The sequence below is a fragment of the Candidatus Vicinibacter proximus genome, assembly GCA_016713905.1.
Taxonomy (GTDB): domain Bacteria; phylum Bacteroidota; class Bacteroidia; order Chitinophagales; family Saprospiraceae; genus Vicinibacter; species Vicinibacter proximus.
In genome coordinates this window covers 1,567,819-1,594,076 of the sequence record JADJOE010000003.1, presented here as the reverse complement: position 1 = coordinate 1,594,076, position 26,258 = coordinate 1,567,819, and the positions used below count along the sequence as shown (strand labels likewise).

General features: G+C 34.4%; 25 protein-coding genes, 2 tRNA genes and 2 pseudogenes. 16 read left to right on the top strand and 13 right to left on the bottom strand.

The genetic code is table 11. The annotated features are described in order from the left end of the window. The first annotated feature begins 20 nt into the window (after positions 1-20). Positions 21-2,213: a peptidase domain-containing ABC transporter gene (locus IPJ83_14920; GenBank protein ID MBK7881830.1), complete on the top strand. Its 2,193-nt coding sequence runs from the start codon at positions 21-23 to the stop codon at positions 2,211-2,213. A 37-nt stretch (positions 2,214-2,250) separates the two neighbouring features. Beyond that, entirely contained in the window at positions 2,251-3,582 is a 1,332-nt protein-coding gene (locus IPJ83_14915) for an HlyD family efflux transporter periplasmic adaptor subunit (protein MBK7881829.1), read from the top strand. A 201-nt stretch (positions 3,583-3,783) separates the two neighbouring features. On the opposite strand, the gene IPJ83_14910 is transcribed toward IPJ83_14915, so the two are convergent. Then, positions 3,784-4,740, bottom strand: coding sequence for a type IV secretion system DNA-binding domain-containing protein (locus tag IPJ83_14910; GenBank protein ID MBK7881828.1), 957 nt, complete (start codon positions 4,738-4,740; stop codon positions 3,784-3,786). A gap of 107 nt (positions 4,741-4,847) precedes the next feature. Here IPJ83_14910 and IPJ83_14905 point away from each other — a divergent pair, with 107 nt between their 5' ends. From IPJ83_14905 to IPJ83_14890, 4 genes are read left to right on the top strand one after another with little or no spacing between them, the layout of a single operon-like run. Then, positions 4,848-5,042 carry a hypothetical protein gene (locus IPJ83_14905; protein ID MBK7881827.1) on the top strand — a complete coding sequence of 65 codons (195 nt, stop codon included), beginning with the start codon at positions 4,848-4,850 and terminating at the stop codon, positions 5,040-5,042. Between the two features lie 9 nt (positions 5,043-5,051). Continuing rightward, positions 5,052-6,641 (top strand): recombinase family protein, encoded by a 1,590-nt coding sequence (locus IPJ83_14900; protein MBK7881826.1) that lies wholly within the window; start codon positions 5,052-5,054, stop codon positions 6,639-6,641. 6 nt (positions 6,642-6,647) lie between these two features. After that, positions 6,648-7,082 carry a replication protein gene (locus IPJ83_14895; protein MBK7881825.1) on the top strand — a complete coding sequence of 145 codons (435 nt, stop codon included), beginning with the start codon at positions 6,648-6,650 and terminating at the stop codon, positions 7,080-7,082. 57 nt (positions 7,083-7,139) lie between these two features. Further along, positions 7,140-7,451, top strand: a complete 312-nt coding sequence (locus IPJ83_14890; protein ID MBK7881824.1) for a helix-turn-helix transcriptional regulator — start codon at positions 7,140-7,142, stop codon at positions 7,449-7,451. A 159-nt stretch (positions 7,452-7,610) separates the two neighbouring features. Here the strand turns inward: IPJ83_14890 and IPJ83_14885 are convergent. The 4 genes and pseudogenes from IPJ83_14885 to IPJ83_14870 all read right to left on the bottom strand — a co-directional run bounded on the left by IPJ83_14885 (position 7,611) and on the right by IPJ83_14870 (position 12,434). Continuing rightward, positions 7,611-10,912, bottom strand: a pseudogene (locus tag IPJ83_14885) (DEAD/DEAH box helicase family protein). 31 nt (positions 10,913-10,943) lie between these two features. After that, the gene (locus tag IPJ83_14880) at positions 10,944-11,150 is read right to left on the bottom strand and encodes a hypothetical protein (protein ID MBK7881823.1); all 207 of its coding nucleotides are present in this window, start codon (positions 11,148-11,150) and stop codon (positions 10,944-10,946) included. A gap of 22 nt (positions 11,151-11,172) precedes the next feature. Next, positions 11,173-11,814, bottom strand: a complete 642-nt coding sequence (gene lexA / locus IPJ83_14875; GenBank protein ID MBK7881822.1) for a repressor LexA — start codon at positions 11,812-11,814, stop codon at positions 11,173-11,175. Between the two features lie 224 nt (positions 11,815-12,038). Next, complete coding sequence (locus IPJ83_14870) at positions 12,039-12,434, bottom strand: type II toxin-antitoxin system PemK/MazF family toxin (protein ID MBK7881821.1); 396 nt, start codon at positions 12,432-12,434, stop codon at positions 12,039-12,041. A gap of 373 nt (positions 12,435-12,807) precedes the next feature. Here IPJ83_14870 and IPJ83_14865 point away from each other — a divergent pair, with 373 nt between their 5' ends. Further along, on the top strand, positions 12,808-13,308 hold the full coding sequence (locus tag IPJ83_14865) for a replication protein (GenBank protein ID MBK7881820.1): 501 nt from the start codon (positions 12,808-12,810) through the stop codon (positions 13,306-13,308). 72 nt (positions 13,309-13,380) lie between these two features. Here IPJ83_14865 and IPJ83_14860 read toward each other — a convergent pair whose 3' ends face one another. From IPJ83_14860 to IPJ83_14850, 3 genes are all read right to left on the bottom strand, one after another. Continuing rightward, positions 13,381-13,683 carry a hypothetical protein gene (locus IPJ83_14860; protein ID MBK7881819.1) on the bottom strand — a complete coding sequence of 101 codons (303 nt, stop codon included), beginning with the start codon at positions 13,681-13,683 and terminating at the stop codon, positions 13,381-13,383. A 439-nt stretch (positions 13,684-14,122) separates the two neighbouring features. Further along, positions 14,123-14,299: a hypothetical protein gene (locus tag IPJ83_14855; protein ID MBK7881818.1), complete on the bottom strand. Its 177-nt coding sequence runs from the start codon at positions 14,297-14,299 to the stop codon at positions 14,123-14,125. A 4-nt stretch (positions 14,300-14,303) separates the two neighbouring features. Beyond that, on the bottom strand, positions 14,304-14,648 hold the full coding sequence (locus tag IPJ83_14850) for a YegP family protein (GenBank protein ID MBK7881817.1): 345 nt from the start codon (positions 14,646-14,648) through the stop codon (positions 14,304-14,306). Positions 14,649-15,422: 774 nt separating this feature from the next. Between IPJ83_14850 and IPJ83_14845 the strand changes: the two genes are divergently transcribed. Both IPJ83_14845 and IPJ83_14840 read left to right on the top strand, forming a co-directional pair. Beyond that, positions 15,423-15,731 carry a helix-turn-helix transcriptional regulator gene (locus tag IPJ83_14845; GenBank protein MBK7881816.1) on the top strand — a complete coding sequence of 103 codons (309 nt, stop codon included), beginning with the start codon at positions 15,423-15,425 and terminating at the stop codon, positions 15,729-15,731. Between the two features lie 6 nt (positions 15,732-15,737). Further along, positions 15,738-16,232 carry a hypothetical protein gene (locus tag IPJ83_14840; protein ID MBK7881815.1) on the top strand — a complete coding sequence of 165 codons (495 nt, stop codon included), beginning with the start codon at positions 15,738-15,740 and terminating at the stop codon, positions 16,230-16,232. 2 nt (positions 16,233-16,234) lie between these two features. On the opposite strand, the gene IPJ83_14835 is transcribed toward IPJ83_14840, so the two are convergent. The 4 genes from IPJ83_14835 to IPJ83_14820 form a co-directional block, all read right to left on the bottom strand. After that, entirely contained in the window at positions 16,235-16,465 is a 231-nt protein-coding gene (locus IPJ83_14835; protein MBK7881814.1) for a hypothetical protein, read from the bottom strand. Then, positions 16,462-16,731 (bottom strand): helix-turn-helix domain-containing protein, encoded by a 270-nt coding sequence (locus IPJ83_14830; GenBank protein MBK7881813.1) that lies wholly within the window; start codon positions 16,729-16,731, stop codon positions 16,462-16,464. Before IPJ83_14830 ends, IPJ83_14835 begins: the two co-directional genes overlap by 4 nt. A 118-nt stretch (positions 16,732-16,849) precedes the next feature. Then, positions 16,850-16,935, bottom strand: a tRNA-Leu gene (locus tag IPJ83_14825). 31 nt (positions 16,936-16,966) lie between these two features. Then, a tRNA-Gly gene (locus IPJ83_14820) sits at positions 16,967-17,039 on the bottom strand. A gap of 458 nt (positions 17,040-17,497) precedes the next feature. On the opposite strand from IPJ83_14820, the gene mnmA reads away from it, so the two are divergent. The 4 genes from mnmA to IPJ83_14800 are packed head-to-tail and all read left to right on the top strand — an operon-like array spanning position 17,498 to position 19,907. Further along, positions 17,498-18,613, top strand: a complete 1,116-nt coding sequence (gene mnmA, locus IPJ83_14815; GenBank protein ID MBK7881812.1) for a tRNA 2-thiouridine(34) synthase MnmA — start codon at positions 17,498-17,500, stop codon at positions 18,611-18,613. Between the two features lie 7 nt (positions 18,614-18,620). Beyond that, positions 18,621-19,055 (top strand): hypothetical protein, encoded by a 435-nt coding sequence (locus tag IPJ83_14810; protein MBK7881811.1) that lies wholly within the window; start codon positions 18,621-18,623, stop codon positions 19,053-19,055. Positions 19,056-19,072: 17 nt separating this feature from the next. Continuing rightward, positions 19,073-19,384 (top strand): hypothetical protein, encoded by a 312-nt coding sequence (locus IPJ83_14805; protein ID MBK7881810.1) that lies wholly within the window; start codon positions 19,073-19,075, stop codon positions 19,382-19,384. A 4-nt stretch (positions 19,385-19,388) separates the two neighbouring features. Then, positions 19,389-19,907 (top strand): hypothetical protein, encoded by a 519-nt coding sequence (locus tag IPJ83_14800; protein MBK7881809.1) that lies wholly within the window; start codon positions 19,389-19,391, stop codon positions 19,905-19,907. A 26-nt stretch (positions 19,908-19,933) separates the two neighbouring features. Here the strand turns inward: IPJ83_14800 and IPJ83_14795 are convergent, their stop codons facing one another. Further along, positions 19,934-21,229 carry a Na+ dependent nucleoside transporter gene (locus IPJ83_14795; GenBank protein MBK7881808.1) on the bottom strand — a complete coding sequence of 432 codons (1,296 nt, stop codon included), beginning with the start codon at positions 21,227-21,229 and terminating at the stop codon, positions 19,934-19,936. 65 nt (positions 21,230-21,294) lie between these two features. Between IPJ83_14795 and IPJ83_14790 the strand changes: the two are divergent. The 3 genes and pseudogenes from IPJ83_14790 (at position 21,295) to IPJ83_14780 (ending at position 26,200) form a co-directional block, all read left to right on the top strand. Beyond that, positions 21,295-21,914 (top strand): annotated as a pseudogene (locus IPJ83_14790) (uridine kinase). A gap of 290 nt (positions 21,915-22,204) precedes the next feature. Then, positions 22,205-22,561 carry a hypothetical protein gene (locus IPJ83_14785; protein ID MBK7881807.1) on the top strand — a complete coding sequence of 119 codons (357 nt, stop codon included), beginning with the start codon at positions 22,205-22,207 and terminating at the stop codon, positions 22,559-22,561. 1,032 nt (positions 22,562-23,593) lie between these two features. Then, entirely contained in the window at positions 23,594-26,200 is a 2,607-nt protein-coding gene (locus IPJ83_14780; protein MBK7881806.1) for a T9SS type A sorting domain-containing protein, read from the top strand. Positions 26,201-26,258: the final 58 nt, after the last annotated feature.

Below are 26,258 nucleotides of genomic sequence, written 5' to 3'. Positions count from 1 at the left end.
GAACGAGGACTGAATTGCTTATGAAAATTTTATTTCCTTTTTACAGTCAACATGATTCAATGGACTGTGGACCTGCGTGTCTTAATATGGTATCTGAATATCATAAAAAGAAATTCAATATTTCATATTTACGCACTCAATGCTCAATAGATCGACAAGGTGTTAGTCTGAAAGGTATTGCATGTGCAGCACAAATGATTGGATTTAATACACTTGCTGTTAAAATTGAATATGGCAAGAATCTTCAAGATGCGACTTTAGTTACTGCGCCTTTACCTCTAATTGCTCATTGGAATCAAAGTCATTTTATTGTTGTATATAAAGTAACTTTCAAACGGGTACATATTGCAGATCCAGCTGCTGGAAAGTTTGTTTTGAGTAGAGAAGATTTTGAAAAGGGATGGCTTTCAGATTCTGATCAAGGTATTGCATTATTATTGGAGCCAGATAAGGATTTTTATTCTAAGACTGATGGAAAAGATAAAAAAAGTTTTGGGTTATCATTTATACTAGCGTACGCTTCTCCTTTTAGGAGATTGATAATTCAATTAATACTTGGTCTATTAATTGGAACAACACTACAGGCAATAATGCCATTACTTACTCAATCCATAGTTGATGTTGGAATACAAACGAAAGATATTCATTTTATTTACTTGATATTAGCTGGACAATTAGCTTTGTATTCTGGTCAAATAATCGTAAGATTAATACAAAGTCAAATCCTTCTAAATATTGGAACCAGAGTAAATGTCCAATTGATTTCTGATTTTCTTCAAAAATTGATGAGACTTCCCATTTCGTATTTTGAGTCTAAACATACTGGAGATATTATGCAACGAGTAGGAGATCACAATAGGATAGAATCTTTTTTAACTCAATCAATACTATCAGTGATATTTGCTACATTCTCTATATTGGTTTTGGGTACTATGTTGATATTTTATAATCTTCAGATCTTTTTTATTTTTTTAATCTCATCGTTTTTGTATTTCATATGGATTTTTGTTTTCTTAAAAAAGCGAAAGGAGATTGATTATAAACTCTTTGCCAGATATTCTGCAAATCAAAATAATTTGATAGAAATTATTCATGGTATGACTGAAATTAAACTTCAAGGAAGTCAAAATAAAAGAAGATGGAACTGGGCACAAACACAAGCAGAGTTATTTAAGGCTAAAATGAATTCTCTTAAATTGAGTCAATTCCAGGATATTGGAGGACTTGCAATTAATCAACTTAAGGATATCTTAATTACAATAATTTCAGCATCTGCTGTAATAAATGGGAAAATAAGCCTAGGTGTAATGATTGCAATTCAATTTATTATTGGTCAATTAAATGGACCATTGCAATCATTAATTCAATTTGTAAGATCAGGTCAAGATGCAAAACTAAGCCTTGAACGTCTTGGAGAGATTCATAGTCTTCCAAATGAGGATCCAGAAACAAATAATAAAGTCTTGGATATACCTTTTGATAATATCCACATACGAGATCTAAATTTTAGATATACCCCTATACTAGATGATGTATTAATAGGTATTAATTGTATAATTGAATCTGGTAAACTAACAGCAATAGTTGGTTCTAGTGGCAGTGGCAAGACAACACTTTTAAAAATTCTACTAGGATTTTATGAAGAATATAAAGGTACAATACATGTAGGAAGTGTTGATTTTAATCAATTAGACAAACAACAATGGAGAATGAAATGCGGGGCAGTATTGCATGATGGATACATTTTCTCTGACAGTATAGCTAATAATATTGCAGAATCAGATGATTATACTGATACTAAAAAGCTTCATGAAGCTACTAAGATTGCTAATATTTCAGACTTCATCAATGAACTACCTTTAAAATATAATACTAAAATTGGAGCAAATGGAAATGGCATAAGTCAAGGTCAAAGGCAAAGAATATTAATTGCTAGAGCGGCTTATAAAAATCCAGATTATATGTATTTTGATGAAGCTACTAATTCCTTAGATACAATCAATGAACGAAAAATTATGGAAAACCTTAATAAATTTTATAATGGAAAAACGGTAGTTGTTGTAGCTCACAGACTTAGTACAGTTAAAAATGCTGATAAAATTATAGTTCTAGAGCAAGGAAGAATTGTTGAAACAGGCACACATGAGGAACTTATTAAAATAAAAGGAAAGTATTTTGAATTGGTTAGACACCAGCTAGAACTGGGGAATTAATGATTTTGTTAATTGAATATTTTAAAAATTAGAGTATTTGTCATTTGAAGATAACATATTAACCGAAGACATTAGATTAAATCCTAAAAGGGAATTAAATCAATTTATTCCTGCACCAAGGGGATGCATTCTTTATTCAGGAATTACTATGATTGCAATTGCATTAGTTTTAGTATTAATAATTTCGTTCGTGCTTCAATATCCAGATGTAATAGAAGGTCCAGCAAAAATAACTACTCTAATACCACCTGTTGAGCTATTTTCTCCACAGTCTAATAAAATACAATATCTACTGATTAAAGAAGGAGATGTAATTAAGAAAGGTGAAAGAATTGCTGTTCTTAATAGCGAAACTGATTTTCTGGATTTAGATACAATTTTTAATCAAATTGATCAATTTTCAAATATAAAGGATAATAATGATTATTTGAAAATTCAACTTGTTGATCACTATAAATTAGGAATTTTGCAAAGTGACTATAGTAAAATATTAAGTACATTGAGTGAGTTGAAATATTATATAATTGATAATTCAAGCGAATTAAAAATAAATTTAATCAACAAACGTTTAACCATTTTAGAAAAGTTAAAAAAATTACATCAAAATAACATAAAAATAAGCCTCAGTGAAACAAAGTTAATTGAAAATGAAATTAAGAAGAAAATATTTTTAGAAAAAGATGGGGTGGTTAGTTCAACAGAAATTGATAAAGATTCTTTAAAAATGTTTCAAAATGAAAAAAATAGAAGCTCATTCTTTTCGGATCTATATCAAAATGATGGCAAAGAACTTGAACTTATTCTTGAGAAAGCAGAATTAATTAATATTAGAAATTTATTGATTCAAAAAAAAGAAAGTGAATTGAAAGCAATAATTATAACTTTAAAAATCAAAATAGAAGATTGGAGAAAACAATTTGAAATACGCGCTGAAGCTGATGGAATAATAGAGTTTAATGATTTATTAAAACCTGGATTGCTATTAACACAAGGACAACATTACTTAACTATTATTCCAACTCAAACTCCAAATCCAATTTTATGCTATGCACTAATTCCTTCATCAGGATTCGGAAGGCTGACTATTGGTCAAGAAGCAAGTATTGAACTATATGCATATAGAAAAGAAGAGTACGGAAGAATAAAAGCAAGAGTCAATAAATTCACTAAAATTCCTCAAAAAATTAATAATGAAGTAGCAACTTATAGAGTCGAACTTCAAATAGGTGATAGTCTAATAACAGATTATAATAAAATTTTACCTATCAATCAGAATCTAGAAGGTAAAGTGCAGATAATTACAAATAAGAAAAGATTGATTCAAAGAATATTTGAAAAATTGAGTCCTATTTTTGAGAAATTGTATTAATACTTATTATACAATTAAAGTAGCGGCACTAAACGGCCGACTAGGACTCCCATCAATCATGAGTTTTAAATAAATCTTGTAATTCGGGAGATTAATAAAATCCTGAATTTCAAATTCAGGAAACATTTCTTCGGACATATATTTGGCGTCTTCAGTTCCAATTCTAAAGGAAATAACTGTTCCAATATTCCCAAGTACAGCTCATTTAATTTCTTCATCAAGTTGATGCATGTATTGGTGAGCTAGAATCATGCCTACCTTGAATTTCCGTAATTCAGAGAACATATTAACTAACGACAAGGTAGTGAAGTTATGAAATTCATCCATGTACACCATAAATGGAACTCTTTTGTTTTCTTCAGTATCCACACGACTAAAAGAAGCCGAAGCAATAGAAGTAATAAACAAAGCACCAAGTATATGAGCTACATCACCTCCAACATGGCCTTTAGATAGATTAACTAGAATTATCTTCTTTTCATCCATTGCTTTACGGAGTGATACCTCCTCTGTATTATCTATTAAAACTCTTTTAATCACTGGATGGACAAGCATTCCACCTATCTTGTTCATTACAGGGAGTAAGTCATATTTGTTGTACTCCGGGAACTCTCTTTTCCAAAACTTCTTTACACTTTCACTTTTAACGTATCGAATTGCATTTCTTCTAAATTCTTTGTTTAACAAGATTTCTGGAATGTCTGCAATACTAGCTTCTGGTTGGTCGAGTAGTGTCAGTATTGCATGCCTTAGAATATGCTCTAGTTTAACACCCCATGCACTATCCCATAACTTTGAGAATACATCTAAGATTCCTGAAGCCACTAATGATCTCTTTTCATAAGACATTTTCTTGAATGGATTATATCTCAAATTAAGATTTGGATCTGGAATATTGAAATATATTAAGTCCTTCTTTCGATGCTCTGGAATATTCCTTGCAATTTTCTCTACTAAATCGCCATGAGGATCTAATAAACAGCAGCCTCGACCGTGTTCAATGTCCTGCATAATCATAGTCTCTAAGCATGTTGATTTTCCTGTACCAGTTTTACCAATCATATATGTATGCATTAAGCGATCTGCTTGTTTAATACCAAATATTCTTTGATCATTTCTCCAACCAACTTTTGCAAAATATGTGATTTCATTGTCCATTTTTACATGATATGTGAATGAATACTCAAATCGTAGAGGGTAAATATTGATGAAATGACATTAAATGCTCTCTACGATAAATTGGGAATTCGAATATTCTTTCATATATGGAAAACATTAATAAAAATGGCTATGTTTCCAAATTTATAAGTAATGTTTGCAATGGTCGAAATGAGGCCGAATTAAAGGAAGCCGAATATAATTTCACAAAATATCTTATGGTCGTAAAAGATATTAGTGAAAGATTGATCAAGGAAGAAAAATGCAATTATTTCTTTGACGAAATTAGTAATAAGGGATAAGATTAAGTTATGAAAAAAGTATTTGGATATACAAGAGTCTCTACGATTAAACAAGGGAACGGCGTTTCACTTCAAGAACAAAAAGAGGCTATTATTCGCTATGCAAATAAGCATCAATTAGAGATAATAGAATGGTTCGAAGAATTAGAAACGGCAGCTAAACAAGGTAGACCATTGTTTACAAAAATGCTTAAGTTAATAAGAGAGAAAAAAGCTGTCGGAACAGTAATTCATAAGATAGATAGAAGTGCTAGAAATTTAAGAGATTGGGCTTCCTTAGGTGATTTAATCGATGAAGGTTATGAAATTCACTTTGCTCATGAAAGTTTAGATTTAAATGAAAGAGGGGGAAGACTTGCCGCCGATATTCAAGCGGTTATTGCATCAGATTATATAAGAAACCTTCGTGATGAAGCAATTAAAGGATTATACGGAAGATTAAAACAAGGCATCTTCCCATTTGCAGCACCAATTGGCTATCTAAATACAGGAAGCGGTAAACTAAAAGAAATTGATCCAGTTATGGGGCCATTGGTGAAGAAAGCATTTGAACTATATGCCACTGAAAAGTACAATTTAGTTTCGTTAGCAGATAAAATGAATTCACTAGGTCTTCGAAACTTAAATAATAATTTAGTAACTAAGTCTACTTTATCAATAATTTTCAATAACCCATATTATACTGGAGTTATGAAAATTAAAGATAAAAACTTTCCTGGCAATCATGAACCTTTAATTGGCAGTGCTTTGTTTAATAAGGTACAAAGTGTATTAAAAGGTAAAACAAATACTAAAATCCTAAAGCATGGATATTTGTTTAATAAACTAATCAAATGCAAAGAATGTGAACATTCTTTGACTGGTGAAAAGCAAAAAGGAACTGTTTATTATAGATGCCACATGAAAGGTTGTAAAACTAAAGGATTAAAAGAAGAGTTCATTGAAAGAAATATTATTTCAGAATTTGAAAATATTAGTTTACAGGATACAGAAAAGTGCATATTAGATGAGTTAATAAACAATCTCGAAAACACAAATAGAATCACAGAAGAAGAGATGCTAAAATTAATTCGACTTCAAGAAAGTCAATTGAACCTAAAGTTAGAGAGATTAACAGATGCTTTGATTGATAACAACATTGATAAAGTCTCATTCGAAGAAAGAAAAGGAAATATATTTATAGAAAGGAAAGAATTGGAAGAGAGAAGAACTCATATTGAGGAAAAAATCAATCAAATATTTCTAAAGACTAAATTATTCTTCGAACTACTAAAAAACCTTAAGAATTCGTATATTCTAGGAAATGTTGAAGAAAAACGAAAATTGTTAAAAATCATTAGTTCGAACCTCCTAGTCGAAGGTAAAAAGCTTATGATTACAATGCGTAATCCATTTCAGGATATGGCTTTGATACAGCTTGTATCATCAAGCGGACAAGACCAAGCCAACCCTCGAACATGTACATCAGAAATTGCCAATCAGGCAAATTCTGTGGATAAAGATGAAATTCGAGAAAGAATGCAAGAACTTGTAGACAGAGTTATGGGGTATTTTAAGCAGTATCCAAATGAGATTGAATTAGAAGATAATAATGAATAAAAATCTATGTTGGGATATAAACAAACAACTCATGTACCAAATGAGGTATTTGATAAGTGGTTAGCAATATTAACAGAATCAGAGTTAAAAATACTACTTGTAATAATCAGACAAACCTATGGTTGGATTGATAGATATACAGGAAGAAGGAAATTGCGAGATAGGATCACTAGAACTCAGTTTATGATGAAAGCTGGATTGTCGGCAAGGATAGTGTCTAAAACGCTCAATTCTCTCCTTAAACGAGGTTTGATTCAAATAAGTGATGAGAACCTCAAATCACTAATTTACCCCCACGAAAGAAAAGGTAAATCTATTCTCCTATATTCCATAAACCCAGGGAACTTAATGACAGAAACTAGGGAACAATGTTATCCTAGTCTAGGGAACGGAAGTGCCTATAACAAAACTAATATTAAACTAAAGGAAACTAATTATTGATTTTTTTCTTGCTTTTAAGTCTTAGTTAAATCTATTTTGAGATGTATAATTTATATTATGTACAAACCTTCGAATTACATGAGAATGTATCGGAAGAAATCTGGACTGAGTCAAAAGGATGTTAAATTTTTGCTTGAATATATTCAAGATTCAAGTATATGCCGTATGGAAAAAGGGCAGAGAACGCCCAAGATAGATGTACTTTTGGTGTATCATTTACTATTCACTACTACAGTGGAATCACATTTTGAGCTTCGAAGTACAATGATTGAACCAATATTAATCCAAAATTGTAAGAATTCAGTAAATCATATTAAAAAAGAAACATTCAATTCACGCCTGAATTCAATTAAAATTAAATCCTTGTAGGAAATGATTGAACGATTGAGCAGGGATTATTTGACTTGTAAATTGTTTGCAATATTTTATATGTAAAGCGCCTTAAGGCTTGGAGAGGTCCGCCCACAAGGCGGATTTAGATTTTAGATATAACTGACTTCATAAAACACTTTCTCAAAGAAATAAGAATTAATAACTGCAAATTATATCGAGGTTAACTCCAATTGTTTCTTTTAAATAACTATATGCAGATGCCAAAACCGCAACTTGATCGGGAGTATGATTTGCTTTTGAAAGACCTGGTTGAACAATAATAATTTCCGACTTAATTTCTTTGAATCGACTCAATTTAAGAAACTTATTTACCTCTGATGCTTGTCCTGATAAAAATCGTGTCGGTCTAAATTCAGTTGATAATCTTCTTTCTCTTTCTGAAAGATGCCGACATAAGTCTTTAAACTTCCATTTCCATTTTGCTGAACGAACAGCTTGTGAAGAAACTTCAACTACATCCTTAACACGTTCACCCGCAGTTTGTCCTTTTGTGAATTTGCAATGAACCAAGACTAATTTAATATAATCTTCTTCTTCCTTTAGACACACTAGATCAGCTGATTCTCCTGGCGCATCATCATCGAATACGATATCAAAGTTACTTTCAACAAATTGTTTCGCTACGCGCGCTTGGATTGAATCGTCTCTTTTAACGCCGTTCTTCCATATTGATTCTTTGGTTAAATCAACACCTTCCCAATTCCATACTTCAAATCTTTCATCAGGGAAAATTAATTCCTGAGTATGTTGAGGGCGTATTAATAAATTTCCGTCTAGTTCTGAAAGGTCAATAAATCGTATCATTGGGGGATAGTTTGAAAAATAGTCCTGGATTGGTACATTTAAGTTGCCGACTTGAACTCTGACTTCTGGTTCAGAAATTCTAGTTACTTTAAATCCGTCAGGGTCACCAATGTTCAATACAAGTTTCACCCAGGGTTCTTCTGTAATATTTTTAAGGCAAAATTCTATATTACTAGATTCTACATCAACTATAACAATCTCTATATCAAACATTGAGATCGGTAATTCTTCTTCACCTTTATGCAAATTAACTTTTTCTTCTGATTGCCTTAATAACTCAATTGGCCATTCGATACTTAGTATCTTTTTGTCTGGTAGTGAAGTTACTTCTTCAGGAATTAAGACGTTGGCAATAATTTTGGCAGTGTCTATGGAATTATCTTTGATTTTATCTCCAACTGCTTCACACCATTTTATAAGTTCAGGTATTGATCCAGGATCTCTTGCCCAAACTCGACCTTTATATGAACAACCAATTGTTATGTGATCTCCATTTTCCCATCCCGTGCCACTAAGATTTGACTTGACCGATCCCGCGCGTTCGGAAATACTTAATGCTTCTGCTACATCAGATCCAGTATAAAGAGCAAATCGAAGATTTCGACGTCCATGTTTTTTAACTCCTACATTCTGAAAAATAAGACGATTTATTCTACCGAGCGCACGAAAGATAATATCACCGGAAACCATTTTTGTTGCACCTACTGCCTTTGCAATTGCCTCATGATTTGAAGATTTATCACTGGAAGACAGGTATAATAAATTCCTCTCAGCATCGTAATGCAATACAAATAAATGCCATATTCTATCACGTAGCTTCTTGGATCTAGTCCATCGAATATTTGGCTCTGATCGGGTAACAAAATAAAGAGTGTTTGATTCTTCATGCAACCATACTTGATGCACATTAACTCCTTTTTGAATTCCTTCAGTGAATTTCTTTGGCTGAAATATATTTGCTTCAAAAATTAAAGTATTAAAAGTTGGTCTCAATAGGTGATGAGATATTTCAATCTTTTCATCATCTTTTGAGTGATCCAGGTTCTCAGAATTATTTAAAAATTCGATTAGTTGTTGATGAGCCCTAGTCGCTTCTGAACTATATTCGCTTAGCAAATAATTCCAATCAGCATCTTCGCTATAGAGCCTTTCTAAAGCTGTAGAAACATCCTGATCTGCAATATTTGCAATAACCGTTGCATCACCAATATTATCATCTGCTGTGCGAGTAAATCTTCCGGTGAATTGGAGTAATACAGCTAGGCTTTTGTGTGTATCATGCACAGCCGCTATTTTGAGTTGCGGAAGGTCAAATCCTTCCCCAAGCATATTAACGCATACGACAATGCGACTTTTGCGTGATTTAATTTGTTCCAAGGCCGTTGAAGAATCAGATTCTTCAGAATGAATAACGACCGGATTAAACTCAGGCGCAATTTCTTTGTAAATTGTTAGAATTTTATGTGCTCTTGCTATATTTGAACACCGTACCATCATGAGATGATCTTTTTCTTTGGAACGATCGTCTTTGAGTCTTTGTATTGCTGTTAATGCAATGTTTAAATCTGCATTTTCTTGATCAATTTCAAACACAGGTTCAAAAGAAATTTTTGTAAAATATCCATCTTGTTGAGCCATGTACAACGGATATTCGTAAATAACTTTGCCGTCAACCAATTTTTCATCTCGACGAAATGGAGTAGCCGTAAATTGTAATACTTTTTGATTTTTAAAATGTTCTCTAAAAGCCGACCACCCTTCGGCAGCAATATGATGTGCTTCATCAACAATAAGAGCGCCGACTTTTTTCGCAATAGTAGCCGTCAACTTACTAGCGGATTCTTCTCCTAATGCGCTCATTGTTGCTAGAACTACGTTGCAATCTTCAAAAATGTCTAAATCACTTTCTGATTGAGGTCTTTTCTTTATTACCCCAATTATAGGGTTTCTTGTACTCGGCACTAGGTTGTTTAAACTGCGTAATAGGCCAAAAGTTAGAAACTTTTTTGCTGTTTGATCTCGCAATATTTTGGACGGAACAACCACAAGCATCGGCCCAGGAGAATAAGCCGCTAGTGTTGCCAGCATAGTTTCTGTCTTGCCGGTACCTGTGGGCATCACAATCGTTGCGCACAGATTAGAAAGGCTCCAATGCGATCCAATAGCATACAAGCTACCAATCTGTGGAGGTCTTAATCCTTTTGATATTACGGCACCACTCGCATTTTTTCTTCTGCTTGAAAATTAAACTGTCCCTTCCAACTATTAGAAATATCTTTTGCCAAAGAAGTTAACCCATTTGTTTCGATATCCTGTTTAAATTGTTCAAGTTTTTTATGAGATAACCATTTTAGTTGCCCTTTATCATTAATATTTATAATCCCATCGACACTATCAGGGTGAAAGAGTTTTTTTCGCTTTGTAATAATAACTTTCAAACTATTAGATAAATGAAGTAAGTTTTCTTTTATACGTGAAGAAATTTGTATTTCTTCATTACCTGTAATTAAGTATGTTCCTCCAATATCTAGAACGTGATGGATATGGCCTATAGAATGTTTAATTGGGCCATATTCAAGGGGAGGTAAAATAATATTTCTATCTGAGATATCTTCTGTAGTGTGGGTAACCATAGTTTGTTTGAATTAATAATTACAAATGATTTTATTTTTTACTCCGATTGTAGGGGGATTGATTTGTCGGTTTTAAAGAAATATTTTCATCGCTGGCCTTGGTATAAATTGATGATTCTGTTCTTCCAAGCTTCAAACCAATCACTCGTGTAGGAGTATTTTCTTTTATAAGTGAGTTTAATTGTTTAACTTCTTGTGAAGTCCATGGTTTTCCTGAATTACGATTTGATTTAGACATAATTTTAATTTTTTAAAAGTTATTAATAAAGATCTGCTGGGAGTACAGCGACTATAACTCCTTGGATTAAACAATTTTCTGATAATACAATTGGCTTGTGAATTGGATTAGTTGATCTTGGCTTCAGAAATACAAATTGATTTTTTCTTTCAAATACTTTAACGGTTGCTTCCTCGTTTATTAAAGCAACTATTATTTGACCGTTCTCCGCGGTTGATTGTTGTTGAACAAGCAATAAACATCCTTCCTCAATTTTTTCACCCTTCACTATTGCTTCATTCATTGAATCTCCAACAACTCGTAATAAAAAATATTTATTACCAGGTTTAGCAATAGCAAAAGTTATTGGAATATAAGCTGTGATATCCTGTTCAGCAAGGATTGGGTTACCGGCAGCAATGGAACCAACAAGTGGAACTTTAACTGTAGAGATTGATAAATCCGATTGTAAGGATATGGTAGTCAAATGAATCTTATTACCCTCCATTCTTCTGATTAAGCCTGCCTCTTCCAACCGCATCAATGCTAAAACAGCAGACCTTGGAGATGATCTCCCTAAAATCTCGTTTATTTCCCTTAATTTAGGACTTTCTAACCCATGTATTAATCGGTTCCTAATCAGGGAATACACTCTTTTGTCATTTTTACTTAAAAATTCAATCATAGGTATAAATAGTATAAATCATTTATACTAACAAAGCAACTATATATTAAGTTTCCTAATAATAAGTTTTTTTAAATAAATTAAATGTCTTATTAAATACCTATATATCAATGTATTATGATTATAAATATAGATACTTGACTTATAAATTCATTTTGCTATACTAAAGATACAAATGGACATTAGTCCAATCGAGAAGCCCCCGAAAGGGGGTTTCGTTCGTTTTAGGCTTCTTTCTTTAAAAAACTCGCAAGTTTATTTTGGATCTTCTCAAATTGATGTGGAGAAATCTTTCGTATAAACCGTCGGAACCGTTTGACACTTACTAAGCGTATTTGGGAGAGAATAACTGAGAAAATCTTGCCGTCATGTTCCAATTGATGGTAATAAATTCCATCTTTTTGTTTAGTTGTCATCGGCAAAACCCAGCATATTTTGTTGTTAAACTTTTTTATAATTAACACTGGTCGTTCAAATAATTCATTCTTTCCATCTTGTTCATCCCCTAAATTGAGACCAATTGAGCACCACCAAATTTCTCGTTCGTGAAATGAAAGTGTTGCATGACCTATATTTTCCAAATTTTTCTTTTCTCTGTTCCAAGAATCGAAATCCTTCATGGATAAATTTTAACATGTTTCTTTCATATTTTCTAGCAGTAAGTTCTGGTAGGAACAGAATATAAGTTTAAGAAATTCAGAATGGTTCCGTTATGTTCTTTTCAGAAAAAATTGAATTAAAGAAAATAACCCTTATTTTATAACCTTCATTTGAATAACATGCCACAATGGTATTATCTTCCCTCTAGACAAACCTAACGGACAAGACCAAGCTAAGCCTTGAACATGTACAGCAGAAATTGCCACTCAGGCAAATACTGTGGATAAAGATGAAGTTCGAGAGCGAATGACAGAACTTGTTGAAAGAGTATGCGAGTATTTCAAGCAATATCCAAATGAGATTGAATTAGAAGATAACAATGAATAAAAATCTATGCTCGGATATAAACAAACAACTCATGTGCCAAATGAGGTATTTGATAAGTGGTTAGCAATATTAACAGAGTCAGAGATAAAAATATTACTAGTAATTATCAGACAAACCTATGGTTGGATTGATAGATATACAGGAAGAAGGAAATTGCGAGATAGGATCACTAGAACTCAGTTTATGATGAAAGCTGGATTGTCGGCAAGGATAGTGTCTAAAACGCTCAATTCTCTCCTTAAACGAGGTTTGATTCAAATAAGTGATGAGAACCTAAAACCTTTAATTTACTCCTCTGATCGGAAAGGTAAATTCATTCTCCTATATTCCATAAATCCAGGGAACTTAATGGCAGAAACTAGGGAACAAAGTTATCCAAGACTAGGGAACGGAAGTGCCTATAACAAAACTAATATTAAACTAAAGGAAACAAAACTAAATTCAACTCATTTTATGACAAATTCTTTGAAGTCAGTTGGGGAAATATTGATTGATCCTAGGTTTTAGCAAATATTATTAAAAACTCAATTGTAATTTATACTTTGAATTAATAAATATACTTCAATTTTAGCTTCTATTCTAATATGTATATTTATCTGACTCTAAAGAAGAAATTACCGAATATATTTCAATTCTGAATTTTAGCTCAGCCTGAAAACCACTTGGATTATTAATATTCGTTTTTATTTTTTTACTAAATTCCTTAACTGAAGGAATCACAGATAATGTTTCTATATCCGTCCAAATATTATCAGAAAATCTTCCTTGTGATAATAAGAATTCTAACTTTATTAGAAACTCATTTTTGATCTCTGATTCTTCAAATACAGCTGTATATTCAAGAATATCATGTTTGAATTTGATTGAAGTAACTTTTGCCATATTAAATTATTTTCAACAAATATACATATAGTGAGGAAGTCCAAGTACTTCATTTGTGACTTATTGGACACCTTCACTTGCTTTAAATAAATCTGACAAAATGGATATAATTGCAAACATTTGGGTTATTTAATTTTGTAAAATAGTGAATAGGTCTAACTTAAATAAGTTATCATGATTAAAAAATTCATAGGGAGTTAATGTCTCCCTATGAATAATAAGCAAAATGATTTATGAAGTAATTTTAGAAATCACAATCATTAACAGTGCAAAACCTAGTAAATTAGAAAATGCATCTTTTCCGTGGAATTCGATGCAGTTTTCATTTTTACACAATTTGTAACTACTTCTATAGTATTTATTTTTCATAGAAATCTTTTAAATGAATAATATCCACTTCATGGCGGGATTTTGCCAAACAATAGTATCTAGATCATTGCTAATCTTTTTCTTCACGGACTCCTTTAAATTTCCCCCCTGTTGTTTTCACATCAATAAATTGACCTGTTTCTTTGTCTCTTTTGACATATAATCCAGTTTTAGGATTTTCAACTTGAGTTCTGTCTTTTACAGAGCCGTTTCTGTGGCCATCGCCACTTTTTCCATTTTTTGCCATAAACTTACTTTGTCTTGTCTTCAATGTTAGCAATAGGAGCATTCCTTTTTACTGATTCAATTCCTTGTTCAAGAGTAATTAATGAATTATAATATTCACTTCTTCCGAGATCTTCATAATTATCGGCTCGCTGTAAGAAATAAAATTGACCATTACTTGCAGTTTTCCGCTGAAAATCTGAGTCAGCAACATTCTTTTTACTCTTATCAATACTCAGTAAGCAATTTTGCCTACTAATGTATTGTTCACTACTTGTAAGAATAATTTGCCCATTTGTTGCAAACAAATTCCACATAAACTCGCCGTTTTTGGCAAAATCAATTACATACTTTGGAAATTTTACTTCCATAATTTTTAATTTAAAAATTAGAATATCCTCGGAACGCCCGTATCGACAGGATAATAAAAATGGTGCCGGGAACTTTTTTTAAAAAATTAGTGCATGATATATAAAAATTTATATACCTTTGCGCCACGAAATATTTAGTATGCAATAGATCGGGTGACAAGCCCATTAAAGCATAATAATATGCCATAAAGAATTCCAGTCTTTCCGGCATATTTTGTACAAATTGTCATTTCTTATATTATAAATTTGTAAATGTATTTCTCTCAAAAGGTGTGCCATTTAGGTTATTTTATTACTATGACCTGTTATTGTGCCATATTGTCATTATTTACTGACATTTCATATAAATTTTACTTAATGAGACCAATTCAAATGTTCAGATACATTTATTGTCTACCTGTGGATAACTCAATTTATCAATATTATGTTATTTAATACCTAACTCCAAAACACGCTTTAAAATCCACGCCATACTAACCTTTTATCCCATTGGATTGCTTTTAGCAATCCCTTTCAAATTTGCGTCAAAATGCATATTTCAAATGGAAATGAAAGTGATATAATATCGGCATAGTACAACCCAATAAGTTTCCAGGAATGTTTTAATAGGAAACTCGGACTACATACTAAAATCGAAGCTGGCAAAAAAAATTGCCAATTTGGCAATTTCTGCCCTCTACAGACGCAAATCAATAAAGAATAGAATTAAGGCATTAGGAAACTAAATATTTTCTAATTATTAATTTTATGTCTCCCTCATCAAATTATTTAAGGATGTATAGAAAGAAATCGCCTCTAACACAAAGCGATATGGGATTTCTTGTTGACATTAAGGACATTTCAAATATCTCCAGATATGAAAAAGGACAAAGAAAACCTTCAATAGAAATATTGATCACATATCATTTATTGTTTAACTGCCCAATTGAATCATTTTTCACACAAGAATCAGAGCAAGTAAGGCAAAAATTGATACCGCGTTTAAAGGAATTAATTCAGGAAATAAAAAAGCAACAAATAACATTAAAGGACACCCCTAAAATTAATTTTCTTGAAGAAGTTATTATAAGATTAAACATTTAAATAATTATGAACACAATAAATAACTTAGTATATGCAGTGTACCCTAATTCAACAGGATTTGGATTCGTGTATATGGAAAATGCGCGTAAACTAATTGACTATGGCTCTGTAAGAATCAACCCAATTTCAAATAGGAAATTATTGGCACGAATTATTAAAGACCTAAAATATTTCAGGCCTACTATATTAATATTAAATGACCCTGAAGGGATTTCTTCAAGAACTGGCAGACGAACTAAAAATTTAATTTCAAAAGTTCTGGAATTTGCAAAATCAGAAAATCTTACACATGTGCAATATTCACGCGATCAAATCCGGGATGTTTTCAAGGAATTTAATGCAACAACCAAATATGAAATATCGCAGGTTCTTATTCAAGAGTTTACTGAACTTGAGCCTAAAAGACCTAAGGAACGAAAGCTTTGGGATAGCGAATGTAGGCATATGCCAATATTTGAGGCATTATCATTGGCGATTACTTGGTATTATTTGAAATCTTAAGTCTATAGTTCTCTTATATCCTTATCTCTATTTTTATTAATTCTGAATTTAATTAAATCTTGGGTAGATAAATAAGTTTGGTATTCTAGTTGACCTGATTGCATGCCAGAAGTAAATGAATTATCATTTTGAATATTAGCCAAAATCATATTTAACATTACAGGTTCAAATTCAGAAAGCAGATATCCGGCGTTAAATCCGGCCTTGAAACGTAATTCATCAATTTTATTCATAAACTTGGTTTTACATGCTTTTCCAAATATTCAAGAAGGGAATCATTATCGTAAAGAATAATCTTTTTTTGAGGTTGAGAGAACCGGATTTTGCCTTCATCTCTCAATTTCTGTAAGGTAGTTTTGCTTTTAATTCTAAGCTTAGTCATGGCTTCTTCTGTGGAAATCCACCTATCTTCTTTGATGCCTTCTTTTTCTTTAATCCGGGAAACTACTCGATCTATCAAAGCATAAAAGGCTTCATCCTCAAGACAAATGACTTCCATGAGATAAAAATACGAAAAAATAATTAAGGCAAATAAATAAGGTAAAGAAGGAATTAATTTGTTCGACCTATGTTCGACCCGAGTAAAATAAAAAAGGTCCGGATTTCTCCGAACCTTGTACCCGGGGCGGGACTTGAACCCGCACGGACATTACTGCCCACAGGATTTTAAGTCCTGCGTGTCTACCAATTCCACCACCTGGGCAAAAAAAAATCCGCGGTGCGGATTTTCTTTGAGCGGGAGACGAGACTCGAACCCGCGACCCCGACCTTGGCAAGGTCGTGCTCTACCAACTGAGCTACTCCCGCAATTTAAATTAGCCTCTTTTAAAAGAATCTAGATTCAATTGTTCAATGGTTTGAATGGTCCCCAACTCAGCAATCATTTGGGGATACCAAATCCCCCAATATAGAGTTATTGTCTTGGAATAATATTCATTTAATAGATTTGTATGGCATTTGTCACTTCGCTTGGTTTTAAAAAAAGTGTGATATTTTCTTGTGAATTTTAACATAATAATTCCCTATGCCGATTCTTCAAAAGGAAAATAGCCTAAAAAATAGCTATTTTGACCATTGTGAAGCTGAAAGTTCAACAAAAATGGGGATTTTGATGTTCCTCTTCGACCGATTCATTAACCGGTTTTCCGAATTGGATTGCAAATATACACCGGACTTGAATTTTTTCTAAAAATTGGGCAAAATATTTGTGGCTTATTTATATATTAATTTTATTACTAATATATTAACTTTGTGATTTACAGGACATGAGCAAGCATGGAAAGATATTGGTGGCGATGAGTGGTGGCATAGACAGCACGGTGGCGGCTATGATGCTGCATGAACAGGGCTATGAGGTGGTAGGCATTACCATGAAGACCTGGGATTACAGTTCGTCGGGAGGCTCCAAGAAGGAAACTGGTTGCTGTTCGCTTGATTCACTGCAGGATGCCCGAAAAGTGTCTGTGGACATGGGTTTTCACCATTTTATTCTGGATATCAGAGACGAGTTTGGGGATGCAGTGATTGACAATTTTGTGGAAGAATATTTGGCGGGTCGCACGCCTAATCCATGTGTCCTGTGCAATACACACATCAAATGGAATGCCTTACTCAAGCGTGCGGATGGTCTGGATTGTGAGTTCATCGCGACCGGTCACTATGCCCGTATCAATCAGCTGGAGGGGCGTTACTATGTTTCGAAAGCCAGAGATCTGGTCAAAGATCAATCTTATGTTCTCTGGGGTTTGGAGCAGGATGCCCTCCGACGCAGCAAATTTCCTCTGGCTGAGTTCCTTAAAACCGAGATCAGGCAAATGGCACATGATCAGGGATATGATAATCTAGCCAAGAAAGCAGAGAGTTATGAGATATGTTTTGTTCCTGACAACGATTACCGAGGCTTTCTTAAAAGAAGAGTAGAAGGTTTAGAGACTAAGGTAAGTGGAGGAAATTTTGTAGATCAGCAGGGAAAAATTCTTGGAAAACACGAAGGCTATCCATTTTACACCATCGGTCAGCGCAAAGGACTTGGCATGGCATTTGGAAAACCAATGTTTGTAACGGATATATTTCCGGATAGTAATACCGTGGTTCTGGGTGAAGAAGAAGAGCTTTCCAGGCCTGCCATGGAGGTAAGCAGAATCAACTGGTTAAAATACGATTCTGTTTCTCCTGATACTGAGCTGGTGACTAAAGTGAGATATAAGGACCCTGGACATGTTTCCAATATTATTATGGATGGAGATAAAATAAATGTCAGTTTTCATTCCAAAGTTAAAGGTATAGCACCCGGGCAGTCTGCTGTCGTGTATGAGGGAGATGATGTAATATGTGGTGGAATAATTCGGAATTCGTTATTTGCAAATCAACATTTTCAATGAATTGCGCATGAAAAAAATCAGAAATAGCGTATATCTAATAATTTTTGGCATTTGCCTTTGCACATTATATTCCTGTAAAAAAGAAACCGAAATTATTGATCCGAATGCTTTGGGAGCAGCTTATTATCCTCTGACCATTGATAAATTCTGGATCTACAAGGTAGATTCTATAAACTATTCAAAGACCATAGGCGTCGTCGTGGATTCCTCCAGTTCTTACATTATGGAATTGGTGCGGGATAGTTTTTTGAATAAAGAGAATGAACAAGTTTATGAAATTGATATTTTTCATCAACGGGATACTGGCGGTGTATGGGAACTTATAGACAATAGTTTTATCACCAGAAATAAATCTAACTTGCGTAAAACGGAATTTGGTTTGGATTTTATCCGTTTGGTTTTTCCAGTTCAAAAAATAAATCATGGGACGGAAATATTCTGATCGCAAAGAACAACTCCGTGTTTATAAACGGGGAACCATTTGAACCCTTCAGATATTGGAATGGGAACACATATTATTATAAGAACATATTGAAGAATGTATTGGTTGGTGAAAAACAATATGCAAAAGTTGCCGAGGTAGAGGAGATCAATTACGATAATGATTTGTATAATTATATTTATGCGACTGCAAAGTATGCCGAAAATGTAGGCATGGTATACCGGGAATTTTGGTTATTAAAAACAAGTATTGACAATCCTTCAGTTGGCTGGAAGCAAAAAGCCGAAAGAGGATTTATTTTACGACAAACGCTCATCCAGCATAATTGATAAGATGATTAAATTTGTTTCAGTAGGTCAGACTTACAAAGCACATGGAGTCAAGGGAGAAATTTTCGCCGAACTTAATGAAGGTCTTGAAAAGTATGTTTTTAAAGCCGGGGTTGTTTTTATCAAAGTAGATGGTTGTCCGGTTCCATTTTTTATACAAAGCCATAGAGATGAAGGAAGACTTTTTCTCAAGTTTGAAGATGTGAATGATCCTGAGTATGCCAGAAAAATTAGTGGTACTACGATTTATCTCGATGAAAAATCCCTACCATCCAACATTCGAGACAAAGAACATTTTAAATCTGCCTTAAATGAATTGGACGGATATACCATCGTGGATGAAAATTCAAAAAAGGAATTAAAAATAATATCTGTTGAAGAATTTCCTTCTCAAATTCTGGCTAAAGTAATGTATCAGAATAAAGAAATATTATTACCAATACACGAAAACTTTATTACACATCTTGATGAAACCAAAAAGATACTGCACATGAATTTGCCTTCGGGAATTCTCGAACTTTGATAATTATTATAATCCGGAAAATTTAATTATATAATCAGACCTGCAATTGCGGCGGTGAAAAAACAAGCTACTGTTCCTCCAATGAGTGCTTTGATGCCAAGTTCTGCAAGGGTTGATTTCTGATTTGGCGCAAGCGCACCAATGCCTCCGATCTGAATCCCTATCGAAGCAAAATTTGAGAATCCACATAAAGCATATGTACAAATAATGAGACCTCTTTCACTCATAAGTCCGTTGAGTTTAAAATTTCCCATAGTCGTATACGCATAGAACTCATTGAGAATAGTTTTTTCTCCCAGTAACTGTCCGGCATACATCATATCCGCATATGGAACACCCAACAACCAGGCAAGCGGCGCGCAGATCATACCTAGAATAAATTGTAGTGAAAAGTGTGTATATTTTCCGGCTGTAAATTCTTTCACCAGATCATTCAGACCGAACCACTCTCCAATGGAATTTTGAAGTACAAAATTTACCATGTAAATCAATGCTGTAAATACGATCAGCATGGCACCCACATTCACAGCAAGTCTCAGGCCATCGGATGTTCCATTCGAGATGGCTTCTAAAAGATTGGCGCCAATTTTATCTTTAGAAATGTGTATTTCCGTATTAATTTTTTCAGGTTCTGTTTCGGGTAACAGCATTTTTGATGCCACCAGAGCAGCTGGAGCGGACATGATAGAGGCAGAAAGCAGATGAGTCGCATAGATTTGTTGCTGGACCGGATCCGTTCCACCCAGAAATCCTACATAGGCAGCCAAAACACCTCCGGCAATGGTGGCCATTCCTCCGACCATCACACAGAGCACTTCTGACCGGGTCATGTGCTCTATATAGGGCTTTATAAGTAATGGTGCCTCTGTTTGCCCCAGAAAGATGTTTCCGGCCGCAGAAAGGCTCTCAGCGCCTGAAAGCCGCATCGTGCGATTCATGATCCAGGCAATTCCGTAAACTATCTTTTGAAGAACACCCAGGTAGTAGAGCATGGAGGTGAATGCCGAAAAGAAGAGAACGGTAGGTAAGACCTGAATGGCAAAAATATATCCATAGGCGGGTATATTGTCTATCATTTCCTTTCCGAATAAAAAACGGGATCCCTCTTTTGTGAAGTCCAGAAATACGACAAAAATACTGGCAAGCGCTTCGAATAGTTTTTTTACAATCGGGATCTTTAATACCAGGATGGCAAAAACTAATTGTAACAGCAATCCTGTCCCAACCAGTTTCCAATCTATTTTTTTTCTATGTGCACTTAAGGCATAACAGATCAGTACCAAGACTAATATCCCAAGTAAGCTTCTTAAAATGTCTAACATCTGCAGGTCTTATTTTAAGTTTGAAAAGTAGAACAATTAGTTCAATATTTGCGAAGATTTTTGAAATGAGCGACAGACAATCCATATTGATAGGTATTTCCGGGGGCAGTGGGTCAGGGAAAACTGCATTTATCAATGCCCTTAGGACACTCTTTAGACCAGAAGAACTTGGGTTAATTTCTGAAGACAATTATTATAAGCCCAGAGAACAACAGCAAAAAGATGAAAGGGGGGTAATTAATTTTGATATACCTGACGCCATTGATCAAGAGGCCTTTGTCCGAGATCTCAATCGATTGTTGAAGCAAGAATCTGTTTCCCGAAAAGAATATGTCTTCAACAATGATTTGGCCCTGCCGGGGATATCCAAATCATTCCTGCAAAAATCTACATCGTAGAGGGACTTTTTATTTTTTATAGGGAGGAGGTCCGAAAGCTATTGGATCTTAAAGTGCTGATCCATGCAAAAGATGAACTCAGAATCATTCGACGGATCAAGCGAGACCAGGCGGAGCGGAATTATCCTTTGGAAGATGTGTTATATCGATACCAACACCATGTTGCCCCTGCATATCAATTGTACATCCAACCTTTTCAGGAGGATTTGGACCTGATCATTAACAATAACCTGCACTTTAATAAAGGAGTAGATCTGATGGCCGCTTACATTCGGTCCATCCTTTAAACCCATTTTAACCGTTTTATATCCTGCGGAAACCTGTTGTTTAATGATCTGAAATACCCATTTTTTCCTTGCCGGATTCAAAATATGGCGATTTTTTATCATGTAAATTTATTTTAACATATTTTATTTTATAAAGTGTATATTGTTGTATATCAATGATATGTGTTTATAAATTTACATAAACATATGATGAAAATCAATAAATTAAAGAAAATTGGTATATAATTTGATTCATGAGAGCGACGACTAGTGCGTCGTGTAGTTTACTCAATGATCTTAAAACTTAATTCATGAACCGATTAATTACCCCAGTTAAGTGGATGTTGTCCTTTTTAAGCTTTTTTCTCTATTTTGCTTCTATTGAGCAAGTAGCGGGGAAATCTCCACATTTGAAGAATCTAGAGGTTATGCCACCTTTAGCTTGTAATGACCTTGTACAGGTCTCCTTGGATGATCTCTGTTGGGCTACTTTATCCCCTGATATGCTTTTGGAGGATATGCAGGGTGTTCCTTCAGACTATTACATAGAGGTGTCCTCCAAAGGTGTGGTACAGCCAGATATTATTTTTGGAGCAAGTGACATTAACAAGATTTATGATTACAAGATCTGGCACATCCCGTCTAAGAATTCTTGTTGGGGAAAGTAAAAATAGAAGATAAACTTCCGCCCAATTTACTTTGCAGCAATGATACCATCCGATGCGGAAGGAGTATATCTCCTGATTCATTGGGTTTTCCAATTGTAGCACCGGGCTTGGTGTTCATAGGAAAAGATCCGTCCAAACCAAATGCCTACATAGTATCTGGCTGGGATGGATGTGGTCTGGCATATTTATCCTATGAAGACCAATTAATTGAAAATGGATGCAATGTTAATTTCTTCAAGAAAATATATCGAACCTGGTATGCGCACGATGCAGTAGGGAATAAGATATCTTGTGTCGATACAATTTGTATATATACACCAACCGCAATTGACATTGTCCTGCCTAGGGATTATGATGGAATTGATCATGCCTACATTCATTGTGGAGATGTTTTTCCAAAACTTCCTAATGGCAATCCGGATCCATCCTATACCGGGCATCCTGTGCCAAAGTTTTGTTCGACATTGAATGCATCCTATTCAGATTTAAAAATTCCTATTTGTCCAAATACTTATAAAATTTTACGCCGCTGGGTAATTTTGGATTGGTGTTCCGGAGATATCTATGAACACAATCAGATTATCAAAGTGGTGGATGATGAAGCACCTCAGTTTAAGGCGCCTAAGGATTTTACAATAGGGATGGCTCCTTATACCTGTGTCACAGATTATAAGTTACCAAGGCCAGACTCTGTCACGGATTGTGGCAACTGGGTGTATGATGTATATGTGAAATTAATGGATGAACAGACTGGAGACACATTGCCAAAAAGTAAAGACTATATTGTATTCAATAAAAAAGACAGTTGTTATTACCTGAGGGGAGCGCCTCAAGGGAGGATTTGGATTGCATATGTGGTGACTGATTTGTGCGGCAACTCCAGAGAACACCAGACAGAAGCCGGGGTAGTGGATGATTTGTTACCCATTGCAATATGTGATCAGAAAACAGTAGTTTCCCTAACTTCTGATGGGACGGCCAAAGCCTATGCAGAGACATTTGACGATGGGTCCATCGACAATTGTGGAATTCTTGAATTCAAAGTCAGGAGAATGGACAGTACCTGCAACAACAGGACACATATTTTTTGGACCTTATGTAGAATTTTGTTGCCTGGATGTTGGAAAAGTGGTTATGATTGCATTGGAAGTAACAGATGCATATGGAAATAAAAATACTTGTATGGTAGAAGCTACTGTGCAGGAAAAAGAAGCGCCAATTATTATTGCACCAACAGATATTACCATCTCCTGTGAATTTGATCGGAGCGATCTGAATGTGTTCGGTACTATTAGAACCAGTCAGGCAGAACGTAAACCAATCATCATAAAAGATTACTATTACAGTCCACCAAAATATGAAGCTGGAATAGACGGATACGCTTACGATAATTGTTCGGTGACAGTATCTGATACGGCTACCTATGATTTAGTTTGTAATCAGGGTATCATTTACAGAATTTTTACAGCTAGAGACAAGCAAGGTTTTGTATCGATAGATACTCAGAGGATTTATGTCTGGAATCCGAGACCATTTAGTATACAAGACATTAAATGGCCGGATACTATTGTAGCGATTAATTCTTGTCGTTCGGCAGTTGTGCATCCTAATAATACCGGTGCGCCAAAATTTCTCAACACAAATTGTGCACAAGTTGCAGCAAATTATGCAGACACAAAGCTTAATTTGCTGGACAGTGTATGTTATAAAATTCTCAGAAAGTGGACAGTGGTAGATTGGTGCCAGTTTAACCTAAATAAAAATGATGGAATTTGGGAATTCAATCAAATCATTTATATTTCTAATTCAGAGCCACCTACCATCTATACTTGCGATACAGCAAGGATATGTGATAATTCAGCGTATTATAATCCAAGAAATCAGAATTGTTTGGTGAATTATGACCTCACCGGAATTGCAGACGACGATTGCACCAATACATCAGATTTAAAATGGTCATATAGATTAGATATAGGTAATGATGGAAGTTACGAACCCCTTGCCAATGGTAACAGAGTGACAGGAGTATTGCCTGTGGGGATCCACAAAGTAAAATGGATTGTATCGGATCAGTGTGGCAATTACAGCAGCTGTGATCAAGTTTTCATTTTGAAGGATTGTAAAAAACCATCACCATATTGTTATTCAGGCATAAACACGGTTGTTATGCCGACCACAGGTAATATAACTGTTTGGGCTAAAGATTTGGATATAAACAGTTTTGACAACTGCACACAAAAAGAAAATCTTAGGTTTTCATTCAGTGAAGATGTAAACAATAAATCCATAACTTATACTTGTGATAGTCTTCATAAGCAGGCATTCGTAATCTTTACGGTAAGATTGTATGTAACAGATGAAGCAGGTAATCAGGATTATTGCGAGACAAGCATCAGGATACAGGACAATCAAAATGTTTGTGGAAGAAATTTTGCCAATGCAAGTGGTGCTATTTCCAGGGCTGATCAGACATCCATACCTGCTGCCGAAGTCATTGCTTTTGACAAGAACAATCAAATGCTAAAACTGGTAAACACTAATCAAAATGGTCAGTATGCATTCAGTGATTTATTGGTTCAGGAAACAGAACATTTTGCAGTGGAGCGTTTGGATCAAGCCGGTAACGGAGTGTCCACCCATGATATATTGCTGATCCAAAAACACATTTTAGGTGTGAAAGAATTGGACACTCCTTACAAATTGCTGGCGGCGGATGTAAACAATACCAAAACGATTACGGCAAGAGACATTGCTGATTTGAGAAAGGTTGTGCTGGGTATCAAAGATAATTTCCCTAATCAAAAGATATGGAGATTCTTCTCCACCAAGTATCCTTTTGCAGACGAAAGTGAGCCATGGGATGGTAAAGAACAATTGCAAATGAAAGATCTTTCCGATCAATTTGATAAGTTGAATTTTGTTGGGGTAAAAACAGGGGATGTAGACAATTCTGCAAATGTCAATCTAAGTAATCAAATCATTTCCAGATCGAGTAAGAGTTTTGGTTTAATTCTTGGCACACCAATACCTAATGCGCAAACTTACCTCATTCCGGTTCAGTCTACAGAAGATATACAATTGGAAGGATTTCAGATGAGTATTCAGGCGAAGGATAAGCTTGTTCCCCTTTCAGGAGCAATTAAGATAGAAAGCTATAATTATAATTTAGAAAAGGGCAATCTAAAGATCAGCTGGCACCATACCGAAAGTATCAAATTGGCTTCGGCCCAGATTTTATTTTATTTGGAAGCGCAGGATTTAGATGCATTTAATTCAATAGAATTGGATCTTGATGGAATGCACTCAGAAGTTTATACCGCAGAGGGGGCTGTATTAGATATTGCCCTAAAAAGCAATCGAGGCATTATATCTGAAGATTACTTTACCCTGGGACAGAATATTCCAAATCCATACGCTGAGCAGACCTTTATTCCGGTTGAACTGTCGGTATCCTGCAAAGCTCAGTTGAGTGTATTTGATGCTACAGGACAGTTGGTTCAAAAGAAAGAACTTTATCTGAACAAGGGTATGAATCAGATTAGTCTGCATCGCCATGAAATTGGCCAGGCAGGGATATACATGTATAAACTGGAGACCCATTTGGGATCCAAAGTAAGAAAAATGATCCTAAAGGATTGATGTTCCTTTTCATCATTAAAAACATAATCTACTAACAACCAATTACATACACAAAATG